Source organism: Peristeroidobacter soli, assembly GCF_004138485.1.
In the GTDB taxonomy this organism is placed as follows: domain Bacteria; phylum Pseudomonadota; class Gammaproteobacteria; order Steroidobacterales; family Steroidobacteraceae; genus Steroidobacter; species Steroidobacter soli.
The window spans coordinates 1563605-1578688 of the sequence record NZ_ML142848.1 but is presented as its reverse complement, the minus strand read 5'-3'; the positions used below and the strand labels follow the sequence as shown (position 1 = coordinate 1578688).

Sequence of the window (15084 nt, the reverse complement as noted above, 5' to 3'; positions counted from 1 at the left end):
GAACACGTCCCTGTACCTCGAATCTGCCGGGACGAGGTACCACCCCCTATCCTGCGCCGACACGTTGGAGGTACGGCTGGCGAGTTTAAGAGGGTGAGTAGTTAGGTATGGCTCAACATGTTCGCGCGTACCACGCATATTCCAGCGGACTGATATGCGACTCAAACGCCTGCAGTTCGCCGCGGCGGGTGGTCACGAACAATTGGTGGAATTTCTCGCCGAGGTAGTCGCGTAACACAGCGCTGGATTCGAACTTCAGCGCGGCCTCGGGCCAGGTGATGGGCAGGGTGGTAACGGCATCGCGGTACGCGTTCCCGGCCACCGGGGCGCCTGGGTCGAGGTCGCGCTGTAAGCCATAGTGAATGCCGGCGAGTACGGCTGCCGTCAGCAAATAAGGATTCGCGTCCGCACCCGCAACCCGATGCTCGATGCGCCGATTCTCCGGCGTGCTGGCGGGAATGCGCAGGGCCACGCCGCGATTGTTCACCGCCCAGCTCGGGTTCAACGGTACATACGACTCGGATCGATAGCGCCGATAGGAATTCGCCGTCGGGGCGAAGATCAACATGGCATCCGCCATGGTCGCGGCAAGTCCGCCGATTGCATGCTTCAATCGATCGCTGCCCGTGGGGTCGTCGGACGCGAAGATATTCCGGCCGTCCCGATCGAGCATGCTCACATGAATGTGAGCTCCGCTGCCCGCATGATCCATGTAGGGCTTCGGCATGAATGTAGCTTCCATGCCGTGTCGAGCAGCCACGCCTCTCACCAGTCGCTTGAATCGAATCGCTTGATCGCAGGCGAGCAGAGCCTCTGAGGAGTGGTGCAGATTCACCTCGAACTGCCCCGGCCCGTACTCGGCCAGCGCCGTGCCGGAGGGAATCTGCTGGATCTCACAAGCGGCGGAGATCTCGGCGAGCACCGCCGAGTATTCATTCAAGTCCACCATGGAGTTGATCTGCGTTTGATATTCGCGCCGGCCGGTCTGGGGCAGGCGGGGCGGTTGCGCGCGGCCGTCGACGGTGCGCTCTGTGTCGAGCAGATAGAACTCCAGCTCGATCGCAATCACCGGCGTCAGCCCCAAAGCCGAGAAGCGCTTCAGCACAGAAGCCAGCACATGCCGCGGGTCTCCATAAAAAGGGGAGCCGTCGTGATCGACCATCGACACCTGCATCTGCGCGATACCTTCGCCCGGCCGCCAGGGCACTGGCACCAGCGTGCCGTCGATAGGCAGGCAGCGTCGGTCGGCGTCGCCTTCGTCGAAGCCGAGGCCGGTTTCCTGAATCGTGCCGCCGAGCACGTCGAGCGCGAACATCGAGCCGGGCAGCAGGAAGCTGCCGCTGTACATCCCGGGCAGCTCGTTGATGGTCACGCGCTTACCGCGCGGGATTCCACACAAATCCGCGAGTAGCACATCGATAAAGCGCGTATGGGGATGTTGCTGCCGGAAGGAGGTCAGCTGCACAGAGGGGTCAGTGACCGCCATAAGGGTTTACCTGTTTAAGATTTGGGGACGCCCTGAGACGTCACCGGGCGATGTAACTGCCGCGAGGATAGCCAGTCGCGGCGACCGGCGGCAAGAGGGCGGCCAGCAATATGGCATCATTAAGCCATTGAAAATAGAGAATTTCAGCCCCACCCTCCCATCCTGGACGGGCGGCCGGGCTCCGGTTGTGGTTAAATGACGCCTCGCGACCAGGCTGCTGATTCAGCCGGTTGTTAAAGATCTTAAACGTGTCAACTCGCAGGCCCCTTATCGGTATTCCGGCGGACAGGCGTCTGCTGGGCCACCATTACTTCCACTGCGTCGGCGAGAAATACATCGCCGCGGTGGCGGAAGGCGCTCAAGCGGTGCCGGTCCTGATTCCTTCGCTGGGAGACGGATTGGAAGCGCGTGAGCTGCTGGCGGACTTCGATGGAATTCTGCTGACGGGCAGTCCATCGAACGTCGAGCCGCATCGGTACAACGGTCCCGCCAGCGATCCGGGCACGTTGCACGACGCGTATCGGGATGCGACGACGCTGCCGATGATTCCGCGAGTGATCGAAGCGGGCTTGCCGCTACTGGCGATCTGCCGCGGCTTCCAGGAGATGAATGTCGCGTTCGGCGGCACGCTCTGGCAGAAGCTGCACGAAGTGCAGGGCTACCAGAATCATCGCGAGGACACGGAGGCGCCGCTCGATGAGCAGTACGGCCCGGCGCATGACATCGAGCTGACACCGGATGGGCTGCTCGCGCGGCTGTCGGGTGAGCGGCGGTTGAAAGTGAATTCGTTGCACTCTCAGGGAGTGCAGACCTTGGGTGCCGGTCTCCTCGTCGAGGCTCGGGCCCCGGATGGAGTGATCGAAGCTTTTCGGGCGGCGGATGCACCGTCGCTCGCGCTCGGGTTGCAATGGCATCCCGAGTGGAAGTTCCAGGACAACCCTTTTTCGCGTGCGCTGTTCGCTGCCTTTGGCGAAGCCGCGCGCGAGCGTGCCCGCCAGAGAGCGGCAAGGTGATGTATGAGCGCCATTCAACAATTTTTCAAAGAACACGGCATTTCAGAGTGTGAGGCAGTCATTCCCGACATGGCCGGCGTGCCGCGCGGGAAAGTGATGCCGGCGGCGAAGTTCGCCGAAGAAGAAGGCATGCGACTGCCCGAGAGCATCTTCTTGCAGACGGTCACCGGCGATTATCCGGATGAGGAGCGCGCCATCAGCCCGTCGGAAATCGACGTGGTGATGAAGGCCGATCCGAGCACCGTTCGCGTGGTGCCCTGGGCGGCCGAGCCGACCGCGCAAGTGATTCATGACAGCTTCTATTCCGACGGCCGGCCGGTGACGATGGCGCCGCGCTATGTGTTACAGCACGTGCTCGAGCTGTATGCGCAGCACGGCTGGGATCCAGTGGTCGCACCCGAGCTCGAGTTCTATCTGGTCGAGCCGAACACCGACTCCGACTATCCGTTGAAGCCGCCGATCGGCCGCTCGGGTCGTCCCGAAGTGGGGCGTCAGTCGTATTCGATCGCGGCGGTCAACGAGTTCGATCCGATGTTCGACGACATGTATGCGTTCTGCGAAGCGCAGGACATCGAGATCGACACGCTGATTCACGAAGACGGCGCCGCGCAGATGGAAATCAATCTGTTGCATGGAAATGCGCTGTCGCTCGCCGATCAGGTGTTCCTGTTCAAGCGCACGGCGCGCGAAGCCGCGCTCCGTCACAAGATGTATGCGACGTTCATGGCCAAGCCGATGGCCCGCGAGCCGGGCAGCGCCATGCACATCCACCAGAGCATCGTGGATCGTCGCACCGGTAATAATGTGTTCAGCGATGCCGAAGGCCGTCCGTCGCCGCTGTTCTTCTCGCACATCGCCGGCCTGCAGAAGTATCTGCCGGCCGCCATGTCGCTGTTCGCGCCGAACGTGAATTCCTACCGGCGCATCACGCGGCATTACTCCGCGCCCATCAATACACAATGGGGTTATGACAATCGGACCGCGGGACTACGCGTGCCGGTGTCGAATCCCAAGAATCGTCGTGTCGAAAACCGGATCGCCGGCGCCGACGCGAATCCCTACCTGGCCATCGCAGCTTCGCTGGCGTGCGGCTATCTCGGCATGGTCGAAGGACTGAAGCCGAGCGAGCCCATCACCGGCAGCGCGTATGACTTGCCGTTCTCTCTTCCCCGCAACATCGAAGATTCGCTGCGGCTGCTGCGTGACTGCCGGCCGTTGATCGAGATCCTCGGCGAGCGTTTCGTCATCGCCTACGCGGCCGTGAAAGAGAACGAATACGAAACGTTTTTGCAGGTGATCAGCTCGTGGGAGCGCGAGCACCTGCTACTCAATGTATGAGGCGGGCACGCGAGTGCTCGACGTGTAACCACCATGGCTTATTTTCGTCGTTTTAGATAATCGGTAGCGGACAGCTCAGCGGGTCAACATGGCGTCTTCCATTCCCGATCGCAGTACCAGTGAGTGGCAGGCGCTCGATGCCGCCCATTACATCCATCCATTCACCGACCACGCGGCGCTGAGCAAGAAAGGCACGCGGGTCATTACGCGCGCCGAGGGCGTGTACTTATATGAGTCCGGCGGCCGTCGCATTCTCGACGGCATGTCCGGGCTGTGGTGTGTGAATCTGGGGTACGGCCGGCGTGAGCTGGCCGACGCCGCTTACCAGCAGATGCAGGAGCTGCCGTATTACAACAGCTTCTTCCAGGTCGCTCATCCGCCGGCCATCGAGCTGGCGCGGTTGCTGTCCGAAGTGACGCCGCCGCAGTTCAAGCACGTGTTCTTCACCGGTTCAGGTTCGGAAGCGAACGACACCGTCGTGCGCACCGTGCGTCATTACTGGAACGTGCTCGGGCAGCCCGAACGCACCGTCATCATCAGTCGTCACAATGCGTATCACGGCAGCACCATGGCCGGTGCCAGCCTGGGCGGCATGAAGCCCATGCACGAGCAGGGCGGCTTGCCTATTCCTGGCATCGTGCACATCCGTCAGCCCTATTGGTTCGGCGAAGGCGGCGACCTGTCGCCCGAAGAGTTCGGCCTGGTCGCGGCGCGGGCGCTCGAAGAAAAGATCCTGCAGGTCGGTCCGGAGAAAGTCGCCGCGTTCATCGGCGAGCCCATCCAGGGCGCGGGCGGCGTCATCATCCCGCCGTCGACCTACTGGCCCGAGATCCAGCGCATCGTCGACAAATACGGCATCTTGCTGATCGCCGACGAGGTCATCTGCGGCTTCGGCCGCACCGGCCGCTGGTTCGGCTCGGAATATTTCGGCATCCGGCCCGACCTGATGCCCATCGCCAAAGGCCTGTCCTCGGGCTATCTGCCGATCGGCGGGGTCATGGTCGGCGACCGGGTGGCCGAGGTCATGACCGTCAAGGCCGGCGAGTTCAACCACGGTTTCACGTACTCGGGGCATCCGGTGGCCTGCGCGGTTGCCTGCGCCGCCATCAAGATCCTGCGTGACGAGCGCATCGTCGCACGGGTCAACGACGACGTGGGGCCGTACTTGCAACGGCGCTGGGCGGAGCTGGCGTCCCATCCTTTGGTGGGTGAAGCTCGCATCGTGGGACTGATCGGCGCGCTCGAGCTGGTCAAGGATAAGGCCAAGCGGCAGAACTTCCCGGACCCCGGCGAAGTGGGTGTCATCTGCCGGGACCTGTGCATCGCCAATGGGCTGGTGATGCGAGCGGTGCGTGACACCATGATCGTTGCACCGCCTTTGGTCATCACGCATGCGCAAATCGATGAACTGGTCGAAAAGGCGCGCGCCGCTTTGGATCAGACCCGGGACGAGTTACATCGGCAGGGCAGGTTGTAGCCCAGGCCCCTGCTTCTGCGTTACGCTCCCCCGCAACAACCAACGTTGCGGGGAGTATTCCTGATGAGTAGGGCGTTCAACAGTTCACTGCGCGCCGGGCTGGTCGTCACGGCGATCGCTCTGGCCGTCGCTGCCTGCGGCAAGAAGGAAGAAGCAAAACAGGCCGACGCTCCGGGCGCCGCCGCCGCCGAAGAAAAGGTCCTGCACGTTTACAACTGGTCGGACTACATCGCCGAGGACACCATCAAGAACTTCGAGGAGAAGACCGGCATCAAGGTCACCTACGATGTCTTCGACTCCAACGACATGCTCGAGACCCGCCTGCTGGCCGGCAATTCCGGTTTCGACGTGGTGGTGCCGTCGGCCTCGTTCCTGGAGCGCCAGATCAAGGCGGGCGTGTTCCAGAAGCTGGACAAGAGCCAGATCCCGAACCTGTCGCACATGGATCCGGACATTCAGCAGCGCGTCGCGCTCCACGATCCGGGCAATGAACATTCCGTGACCTACCTGTGGGGCACCACCGGCATCGGCTACAACGTCGACAAGGTCAAGAAGATCCTGGGCGACAAGCCGCTCGATTCCTGGAATCAGATTTTCGATCCCAAGGAAATCGCCAAGTTCAAGGACTGCGGCATCTCCGTGCTGGACGCGCCGGATGAAATCCTCAAGGTGGTGCTGCAATGGATGGGCCGCGATCCGAACAGCCAGAAGGACGAGGACCTGACCGCCGCGGCCGAGAAGCTGCAGCTGATCCGTCCGTACATCCGCAAGATTCACTCCTCGCAGTACATCGACGATCTGGCCAACGGCGATCTGTGTATCGCGGTCGGCTGGAGCGGTGACATCCTGCAGGCACGCGACCGTGCCGCCGAAGCCGGCCAGGGCGTGAAGATCGCGTACTCGATTCCGAAGGAAGGCACCATCGTGTGGTTCGACATGCTGGCCATCCCGGCCGATGCCAAGCACCCGAAGAATGCGCATGCCTTCATCAACTATCTGATGGATCCGCAGGTCGCGGCCAACAATTCCAACTTCGTCAACTACGCCAACGGCAACGCCGACTCGCTGACGATGGTGAAGGAAGAGGTGAAGAACGATCCGGGCGTGTATCCGACGCCGGAAGTGAAGGCCAAGCTGTTCCCGTCGCTGGCTTACGGCGAACAGGCCACCGCGACCATGGCGCGCCTGTGGCAGAAGTTCACCACCGGTCAATAACAAACAAAGTAAGACACTGCATGGCCACGAATCCGCGGCCCCAGCAACAGCTTGCGGTCTGGAACGATCCGCAAGCTGTTCCTTACGTGCACATCGATCGTGTCACCAAGAAATTCGGTGACTTCGTCGCGGTCAACAACGTCTCGCTGAAGATCTACAAGAAGGAGCTGTTCTGCCTGCTCGGCGGCTCGGGCTGCGGCAAGACCACGCTGCTGCGCATGCTGGCGGGCTTCGAAGAGCCCACCAGCGGCAAGCTCTTCATCGACGGCGTCGACGTGACCGATCTGCCGCCGTACGAGCGGCCGGTGAACATGATGTTCCAGTCGTACGCGCTGTTTCCGCACATGACAGTGGAGCAGAACGTTGCGTTCGGCCTGAAGCAGGACGGCGTGGCCAAGGACGAGATCGCTACGCGCGTCGACGACATGCTCAAGCTCGTGCGGCTTCAGCAGTTCGCCAAACGCAAACCGCATCAGCTGTCGGGCGGTCAGCGGCAGCGCGTCGCATTGGCGCGGTCGCTGGTGAAGCGTCCCAAGCTGCTGCTGCTCGACGAGCCGCTCGGCGCGCTCGACAAGAAACTGCGCGAGCACACGCAGTTCGAGCTGGTGAATCTCCAGGAACAGCTCGGCGTGACGTTCGTGGTCGTGACCCACGACCAGGAAGAAGCGATGACGCTGTCGTCGCGCATCGGCGTGATGAACCAGGGCGAGATCATCCAGGTCGGCACGCCCAAGGACATCTACGAGTATCCGAACAGCCGGTTCGTCGCCGAGTTCATCGGTAACGTGAACATGTTCGAAGGCCGGTTGATCGAGGACGAGCCGGATCACGTGCGCATCGACTCGCCCGAGATGGGCGGCACGGTCTACGTCGACCACGGCGTGAGCTCGGCGCCCGACGCGGTGGTGTCCGCCGCGATTCGTCCGGAGAAGATCAATATCTCCACCGAGAAGCCCGCGCAGACCGACAACGTCACGCAAGGCGTGGTCAAGGAGATCGCGTACATGGGCGACATGTCCGTGTATCTGGTGCAGCTCGCTTCCAACAAGATCGTGCGCGTCACGCAGCCCAACACGTATCGGCATGCCGACGATTCCATCACCTGGGAGCAGACGGTGTATCTGAGCTGGCATGCCTCCAGTCCCGTGGTGCTGAGCGAATGAGCGCGCGTGCTGAAGCGCCGCGCCGCCATCGTCACTCCGCGGGAGTTCAGCTGATTCTCGATTTCCTGCACCGCCTGCCGCCGTATCGCTGGACGCAGGCCCGTCTGGTGCGCTGGGGAATCACGGGGCGCACGGCGGTCGCGGCCATCCCTTATTTCTGGCTGCTGCTGTTCTTCCTGGTCCCGTTCATCATCGTTCTGAAGATCGCGTTCTCGGATGCGCGCATCGGCATTCCGCCCTATCAACCGCTGGTGCAGTGGATGGAAGGCGGCGTGATGCAGATCAACGTGCATCTGAAGAACTTCTACAGCATGGTCGAGGACAGCCTGTACTGGAAGGCTTATCTCAACTCGATCAAGGTCGCGGGGATCTCCACCGTGCTGTGTCTGCTGATCGGCTATCCGATGGCGTATGCGGTGGCTCGTGCGCAGTCGACGTGGCGTCACATCCTATTGATGATGGTGATTCTGCCGTTCTGGACGTCGTTCCTGCTGCGGGTGTACGCGTGGATCGGCATTCTCAAGAACAACGGGCTCATCAATAATTTCCTGATGTGGACCGGGCTCATCGACGAGCCCATCGTGATGTTGCAGACGGACTTCGCGATCTACGTCGGCATCGTGTACTCGTACCTGCCGTTCATGATCCTGCCGCTGTATTCCAACCTGGAAAAAATGGATCTGACCTTGCTCGAAGCGGCGGCGGATCTGGGCGCGCGGCCGTTCAAGACGTTCATGACCATCACGCTGCCGTTGTCCCTGCCGGGCATCGTCGCCGGCTCCATGCTGGTGTTCATCCCGGCGGTCGGCGAGTTCGTGATTCCGGAGCTGTTGGGCCCGTCGGACTCGTTGATGATCGGCAAGGTGCTGTGGCAGGTGTTCTTCACCAAGCGCGATTGGCCGGCGGCGTGTGCCGTGGCGATTGCGTTGTTGTTGCTGCTGGTGATTCCGATCGTGTTGTTGCAGCGGGCGCAGGCTGCCGAAGCTCGTGGAGCGCATCGATGAAGCAGTCATCGACGTTCCGCATTTCCGTGCTCGTGTTCGGCTTCGCGTTCCTCTACATCCCCATCCTGTCGCTGATCGTCTACTCGTTCAACAAGTCGCGACTGGTCACAGTGTGGGGCGGCTTCTCGACCCAGTGGTACGGTCGCCTGCTCGAGAACCGCCAGATCCTGGATGCCGCGTGGCTGTCCTTGAAGATCGCGGCGATCAACGCCACAGGCGCCGTCATTCTCGGCACACTGGCCGGACTGGCGCTGGCGCGCTTCGGCAAGTTTCGTGGCCGCACGCTGTTGTCGGGCATGACGACTGCGCCGCTGGTCATGCCGGAAGTCATCACTGGTCTGTCGCTGCTGATGTTGTTCGTGGTGATGGAGGGGGCCTTCGGCTGGCCCGCCGGCCGGGGCTTCACGACCATCACCATCGCTCACATGACACTGACGCTGGCGTACGTGACGGTGATCGTGCAGTCCAGACTGTCCTCGCTCGATGATTCGCTGGAAGAGGCGGCGATGGATCTGGGCGCGCGACCGGCGAAGATATTCTTTCTCATCACCTTGCCGATCATCGCACCGGCGCTGGTTTCCGGCTGGCTGCTGTCGTTCACGATTTCGCTGGACGACCTGGTGGTCACCAGCTTCGTATCCGGCCCGGGCTCGAGCACACTGCCCATGGTGATCTTTTCCAAGGTACGCCTGGGAGTGAGCCCGGACATCAACGCGCTCGCCACCATCATCGTGCTTCTCGTGACCATCGGTGTCATCCTGGCCGGCATCTTCATGGCGCGCCAGGAAAAACGCCGCTTGCGTGACATGCAGATGGCGGCTGCTGCTAAATAAATAAGACCTACTGAAGCTCTGATTAATCGACTTCCCTGGTCCCGGCAAGTTTGCAACTGATTGAAATGCTTCGCCGATCGAAGCCGATGAAGTCGAATAGTGGCAATTGATCAGATGTTCCCTGCCTGCTATCGCCGCCGCCTGAAGCATCGGCGACAATGCGCGCCTGATTATCCGTGGGGGCGGAGATGAAGATCCGTTCGAAACTGCCGCACATCGGCACGACGATTTTTACCGTGATGACCAATCGTGCCCGGGAGCTGGGCGCGATCAATCTGGCGCAAGGGTTTCCCGACTACGATGCGCCTGCCAGGTTGAAGGACCTGCTTGCTCACCACGTCGCGGCGGGCCAGAACCAGTACGCCCCGATGATTGGTGTCGCGGAGTTGCGCGAACAAATCGCGCTGAAGCTCGCGGCGAGTTACGGCCGCCTCCCCAATCTCGATAGTGAAATTACGGTCACGCTCGGGGCGACCGAGGCGATCTTTTCCGCCGTCGTCTCGCTGGTGCATCCGGGCGAGGAAGTGATCCTGTTCGATCCTTCCTACGATTCGTACGCGCCGGCGGTGATCTCGGCGGGCGGTCGGCCGATTCATATTCCGCTCGATCCGCCGAGGTTCCAGATCGATTGGGATCGTGTGCGTGCCGCGATCACGCCGCGCACGCGGCTGGTGATGATCAATACGCCGCACAATCCGGTGACGACGGTGATTCCGCGCAAGGAGTTGGACATTCTCGCGGAGATCCTCAGGCCGACCGATGCGTTGGTGATTTCAGACGAAGTCTACGAACACATGATTTACGACGGCGCTCGTCACGCGAGCCTCGTCGAGCATCCCGAGTTGTATGAGCGCGGCGTCGCCGTGTTCTCGTTCGGCAAGACGATGCATGCGACGGGTTGGCGCGTCGGCTACGCGGTGGCGCCGCCGGATATCACTCGCGAGATCCGGCGAGTACATCAGTTCAATACATTCAGCATCGCGCATCCGCTGCAGCTGGCGATCGCGGACTTCCTCAAGGAAGTGCCGGAGCACAACGCAGGATTGAGTGCGTTCTATCAGGCCAAGCGCGATCGTTTTCTCGAGCTGCTGCGCGATTCGAGTTTCAGCTGGACCCCAGCCGCTGGAAGTTATTTCCAGCTGCTGGATTTCAGTGCCATCACCGACCAGACGGACGTCGAGTTCGCCGACCGCGTGTTGCGCGAAGCCGGCGTGGCCTCGATCCCGGTCTCGCCGTTCTACACGGCGCCACCGAAGCTCAACGTCCTGCGCTTCTGCTTTGCCAAGAACGACTCGACCCTGGAAGCGGCGGCCGAGCGGCTCTGCAAGCTTTGAGGAGCGCCGCTCACTGCGAACGAATCACGAATCCGGCGCCAGCGGGGTGCACCGACAGGCCGCTGTATTGTTTCAAGAAGGTCGCGAGCGACTCGGGGCTGTCGGCGTCGAAGGTGGCGGTGAGTCGCGTGTTACGAGCGGTCGCGCCTTCGATCTCGAAGCGGCGGGTATTGTAGCGGTTGATCTCGTTCACCACGTCTTCCAGCCGTGCGGCACGAAATACCAGCCGACGCTCGCGCCAGGCGGTGGTTTGATTCTTATCCGCGATCGCTTGTTTCGCGATACCGCCCCGATTCGTGATGACGGCTTCTTCGCCGGCGCTGAGCAAGGTGTTCGCCAGTTTCACCCGGCCTTCGAGCACCGCAACATGCGTGTCGTTGCGCAGGCGATGGACGTTGAACTGCGTGCCGACGGCTTGAATCACCGCGGCTCCGGCCTTGACGCGAAACGGCCGCGTCGTGTCGTGAGCGACCACGAACAACGCTTCGCCTTCGAGCAATTCGACGTCTCGAGCCTGGTCGGAGAACGACACCCGGGTGCGGGAGTCCGTATTCAAATAGAGCACCGAGCCATCGGCAAGCTGCACGATCCGTTGTTCGCCCACCGCTGTTGCATAGAGGCCGGCGCTACCAATCATCCACCATGAGTAAGCCGCTGCGATGGCGATGGTGGCCACCGCGGCTGCCCAGCGCCAGCGGGACGGGGCCTGCCGGCCGAACTTGCTGTTGGCGCCCACGGCGGCGTTCTGCGGCAGCGGCGAACGAGGCGATATGTCTTTCTTGAGCGGGATCACTGCCGCGCCTTTCGCCTCGTCGAGCTCGGCGAGGATGGCGTCGATCTCCATGGGATGGCTGACGGCGCTTTGGCGCAGTCGTTGCCAGGTGGCGCTCGCGAACAGGAATTCTTCGATGTGACGGGGCGATTGTTTGAGCCACTTCAGGAACTCGGCATGCTCGGCTTCGCCGCCTTCGGCCAGGACGCCCAGCCATTGAGAGGCTTGTTCGCTGATGGTGTGCGTTTCGCGGTGACTGGCGCGCATGTCAGAACTCCTTTCGCGCGGACGCCGACGATTCGGCAGCGACGTAATGCCTGCAGTGATCGATGGCTTTGTACAGATGATTGCGCACCGTGCTCACCGAGATACCCAATTTCTCGGCGATCTGCGCATGCGACAGCGTGTGATGAGTGACCAGCCGTAGGACCGCGCGTTGCATGGGCGGCAGTCGTTGGATGGCCTGTTCGAACTCGTGCGTTTGCGCGGTGTGCTCGTAGACCTCGTCGGGCCGCGCGGCTTCGTCGGGCAATTGATCGGTGGCGTGCTCGACCACCGCCGAATCGAACAACATCGGCCGGTCGCGCTCGCGCAGCCGAAACTCATACAGCACGTTGAATGCAATCCGGTACACGTAGGCCTGCGGACAGCGCACCCCCGCCGGATCGGCGGTTCGCAACAGGCGCAGGTAGACCTCCTGGGCCAGATCCTCCGCGGTCTCGGCGTTACGCAGGCGGCGAAGCAACAGGCGGTACAGCCCGCTGCGAAATTCTTCGAACGCGCGCGCCGCCAGCTCCGACGGGTCGGTCGGCTGGTCGTTCTTTCGCGGCACGCTCTGGTTCGCCATATAGGATACCGACTGGTGTTGCCGGCCAGAGTCACTAGTCGCGGCGGAAAAAAATCGCACCGTGACGGCACTAGTGACTCAAGCACGCGTGCCCAGCCTATTACCAATAGGCATCGCCACCAAGGGCGGGCCGCTACAAAATACTGGGGAGATGTCGATGCAAGCACTATTTCCGGCCGTGCTGGTCGCCGGCACATTGGCTGTGAGCGGCGTCCGGGCGGCGCAGGAGCCGCCGCCAACCGTCGTGAAAATGGAGATTCGTGCCCAGTCGCTGGACGACGCACTGAATGAGTTCGCGCGCCAGACCGGGCTGCAGGTGTTTTTCCTGGCCTCGGATGAGAGCCGGCGTTTGATGAGCGCGCCGCTGTCGGGCAGCTTCGATCCGAACGCGGCGTTGACCCGGTTGCTGGCGAACACGGGACTGGTCTACGAGTATTTGGATGTTCGCACGGTAGCGATCCGTTCGGCCCGTCCGGCCGCCACCGCCACCGGCGCCTCGACCCCGATTGCCTATCGTTCGACGGCCGAGGAGCGGCCGCTGAAAGTGGCTCAGGCGAATACCTCGTCCGTCGCCCAGCTGGAGTCGGGTCCCGAGGAGATCGTGGTGCGGGGCGCGCGCTTCTATCAGCCATCCGCCGGTCGTGCGGCGTCCAAGATGGACCTGCCGCTGCTCGAAACGCCGCAGTCAGTCTCGGTGGTGACCAGCGAGCAGATGGAAGCGCGCTCGGTCGATTCCCTGGAGCAGGCGTTTCGTTATTCGGCCGGCATCTACTCGATGGGCGGCGGCGCCAATCGTCGCGGTTCGACGGGCTTCGTGGTGCGCGGTTTCAACGTCACCGGTTCGGCGCCGCTGTACGTCAACGGCAGCAAGTTTCCCATCAACTCCACCAGTGGCGCGATGGAGCCGTATCTGTATGAGAGCGTCGAGTTATTGAAAGGGCCGGGCTCGGTACTGTACGGCCAGACGCCGCCGGGCGGACTCATCAACATGGTGAGCAAGCGCCCCACCGCCGAGCCGCTGCATGCCTTGAAAGCGCAGATCGGCAGTTGGAATCATCGCCAGATCAACGCGGATTTCGGTGGACCGCTGAGCGCGGACGGTGCCTTGGGCTACCGGCTGACCGGCCTGGTGCGCGAGAGCGATACCATGATCGAGCAGATTCCCGACGACCGGATCTCGGTCGCGGCGGCCATGGATTGGTCGCTCTCGGAGCGCACCAAGCTCACGTTGCTGGCGACTTATCACGATAGCAAGACCGGCTACGATCACGGCAAGCCGTTCGATGGCTCGGTGCTGCCCAATCCCAACGGCCGCGTCGATCGCAAGACCTTCGTCGGCGAGCCGGGCTTCGACAAGTTCAACCCGAGCGGCCGCACCTTGGGTTACTTGTTCGAGCATCGCTTCAACGACACGTGGCAGCTGCGCCAGAACGTGCTCGCGTTCGATTACGAAGTGGACTTCGCCGGCATCGAAGGGAGTGCGAGCACCGATACGGCCACGCGTCGACTAGTCAACCGCTTCCCCTACATGCGCAGCGATGCCGACCAGGGCTGGAGCATCGACAATCAAGTGCTCGGCAAATGGGCGTTCGGCCGCTTCGAACATTCGGTGTTGTTCGGTGTGGACTACAGCGATCGTGATTTCGAGCGCACTTCCCGCAGGGGCACGGTCGGTGCGCTGGATATTTTCGCTCCGGTGTACGGCGCAGTCGTCACGCCGGCGGCAACTGCCACTCGGACGGTCTCCGATAGTCAGCAGTTGGGTATTTATCTGCAGGATCACCTGAAGCTCGACGGTCGTTGGATATTGTTGGCCGGCGGACGTTGGGATGACACCAACTCCGACGACCGCACTGTGTCCACCGCCGGCGTGGTGACGCTCAGCAACGTCGAGGCGGATGCATTCACCAAGCGCATCGGCTTCTTGTATCTTTCCGACATCGGTCTGGCGCCTTACTTGAGCTACGCCGAGTCGTTCCAGCCGATCGGCGGCAGCACCTTCGCGGGTCAGCCGTTCGATCCCACCGAAGGCATTCAATACGAGGCCGGACTGAAGTATGAGCCGAAGGGCGGCTTCGGCACGCTCACCTTCGCCGTGTATGAACTGACTCAGCAGAACAATGTCACGATCGACCCGGCGCACACCGGCTTCTCGGTGCAAACCGGGGAGATTCGTGCGCGCGGTGTGGAAGTGGAGGGGCGCGTCTCGTTCGGTGAAACCTTGGATCTCATCGCTGCCTACAACCATACCGATGCCGAAGTGACTCGCAGCAACGGGGTGGACCTGGGGCGCACTCCCGCATCGGTGCCGGACAACACGGCGTCGCTATGGGCGGATTATCACTATCGCGTCGGCGCGCAGGCAGAGCTGAGCCTCGGTGCGGGCGTTCGTTACATCGGCGAGTCGTTCAACACGCTCAACACCGTCGTGGTGCCGAGCTACCAGGACTACGACGTGTCCGCGCGCTACGATTCACGCAATTGGCGGTTTGCGCTGAACGTGAAAAATGTGATGGACAAGAAATACGTGTCCGCGTGCACGTTCGCCTGCTTCTACGGCGACGAACGCAACCTGTCTTTCTCCGCGCAATACACCTGGTAA

The 15084-nt window shown here is 62.0% G+C and carries 12 protein-coding genes; 9 read left to right on the top strand and 3 right to left on the bottom strand.

Annotated elements, in window-relative coordinates; all coding sequences use genetic code 11:
• Positions 1–112: 112 nt before the first annotated feature.
• Positions 113–1372: a glutamine synthetase family protein gene (locus tag EKO19_RS06630; protein WP_217705149.1), complete on the bottom strand. Its 1260-nt coding sequence runs from the start codon at positions 1370–1372 to the stop codon at positions 113–115.
• A 362-nt stretch (positions 1373–1734) separates the two neighbouring features.
• On the opposite strand from EKO19_RS06630, the gene EKO19_RS06625 reads away from it, so the two are divergent.
• From EKO19_RS06625 to EKO19_RS06590, 8 genes are all read left to right on the top strand, one after another.
• A complete protein-coding gene (locus EKO19_RS06625) occupies positions 1735–2499 on the top strand; it encodes a gamma-glutamyl-gamma-aminobutyrate hydrolase family protein (RefSeq protein ID WP_217705148.1) in 765 nt (254 codons plus the stop codon).
• A gap of 3 nt (positions 2500–2502) precedes the next feature.
• Positions 2503–3837, top strand: coding sequence for a glutamine synthetase family protein (locus EKO19_RS06620; RefSeq protein ID WP_129775557.1), 1335 nt, complete (start codon positions 2503–2505; stop codon positions 3835–3837).
• Positions 3838–3925: 88 nt separating this feature from the next.
• Positions 3926–5314 carry an aspartate aminotransferase family protein gene (locus EKO19_RS06615; RefSeq protein ID WP_129775556.1) on the top strand — a complete coding sequence of 463 codons (1389 nt, stop codon included), beginning with the start codon at positions 3926–3928 and terminating at the stop codon, positions 5312–5314.
• A 63-nt stretch (positions 5315–5377) separates the two neighbouring features.
• Complete coding sequence (locus EKO19_RS06610; RefSeq protein WP_129775555.1) at positions 5378–6529, top strand: polyamine ABC transporter substrate-binding protein; 1152 nt, start codon at positions 5378–5380, stop codon at positions 6527–6529.
• A gap of 20 nt (positions 6530–6549) precedes the next feature.
• The gene (locus tag EKO19_RS06605; RefSeq protein WP_129775554.1) at positions 6550–7692 is read left to right on the top strand and encodes an ABC transporter ATP-binding protein; all 1143 of its coding nucleotides are present in this window, start codon (positions 6550–6552) and stop codon (positions 7690–7692) included.
• A complete protein-coding gene (locus EKO19_RS06600; RefSeq protein WP_129775553.1) occupies positions 7689–8696 on the top strand; it encodes an ABC transporter permease subunit in 1008 nt (335 codons plus the stop codon). The genes EKO19_RS06605 and EKO19_RS06600 overlap by 4 nt, the downstream gene beginning before the upstream one ends.
• On the top strand, positions 8693–9529 hold the full coding sequence (locus EKO19_RS06595) for an ABC transporter permease subunit (RefSeq protein ID WP_129775552.1): 837 nt from the start codon (positions 8693–8695) through the stop codon (positions 9527–9529). Before EKO19_RS06600 ends, EKO19_RS06595 begins: the two co-directional genes overlap by 4 nt.
• 188 nt (positions 9530–9717) lie before the next feature.
• Positions 9718–10863, top strand: a complete 1146-nt coding sequence (locus tag EKO19_RS06590) for a methionine aminotransferase (protein ID WP_129775551.1) — start codon at positions 9718–9720, stop codon at positions 10861–10863.
• Between the two features lie 10 nt (positions 10864–10873).
• Here EKO19_RS06590 and EKO19_RS06585 read toward each other — a convergent pair whose 3' ends face one another.
• Entirely contained in the window at positions 10874–11902 is a 1029-nt protein-coding gene (locus EKO19_RS06585) for a FecR family protein (RefSeq protein WP_129775550.1), read from the bottom strand.
• A gap of 1 nt (position 11903) precedes the next feature.
• A complete protein-coding gene (locus tag EKO19_RS06580; protein WP_129775549.1) occupies positions 11904–12482 on the bottom strand; it encodes an RNA polymerase sigma factor in 579 nt (192 codons plus the stop codon).
• A 157-nt stretch (positions 12483–12639) separates the two neighbouring features.
• On the opposite strand from EKO19_RS06580, the gene EKO19_RS06575 reads away from it, so the two are divergent.
• Positions 12640–15084, top strand: a complete 2445-nt coding sequence (locus EKO19_RS06575) for a TonB-dependent siderophore receptor (RefSeq protein ID WP_157995141.1) — start codon at positions 12640–12642, stop codon at positions 15082–15084.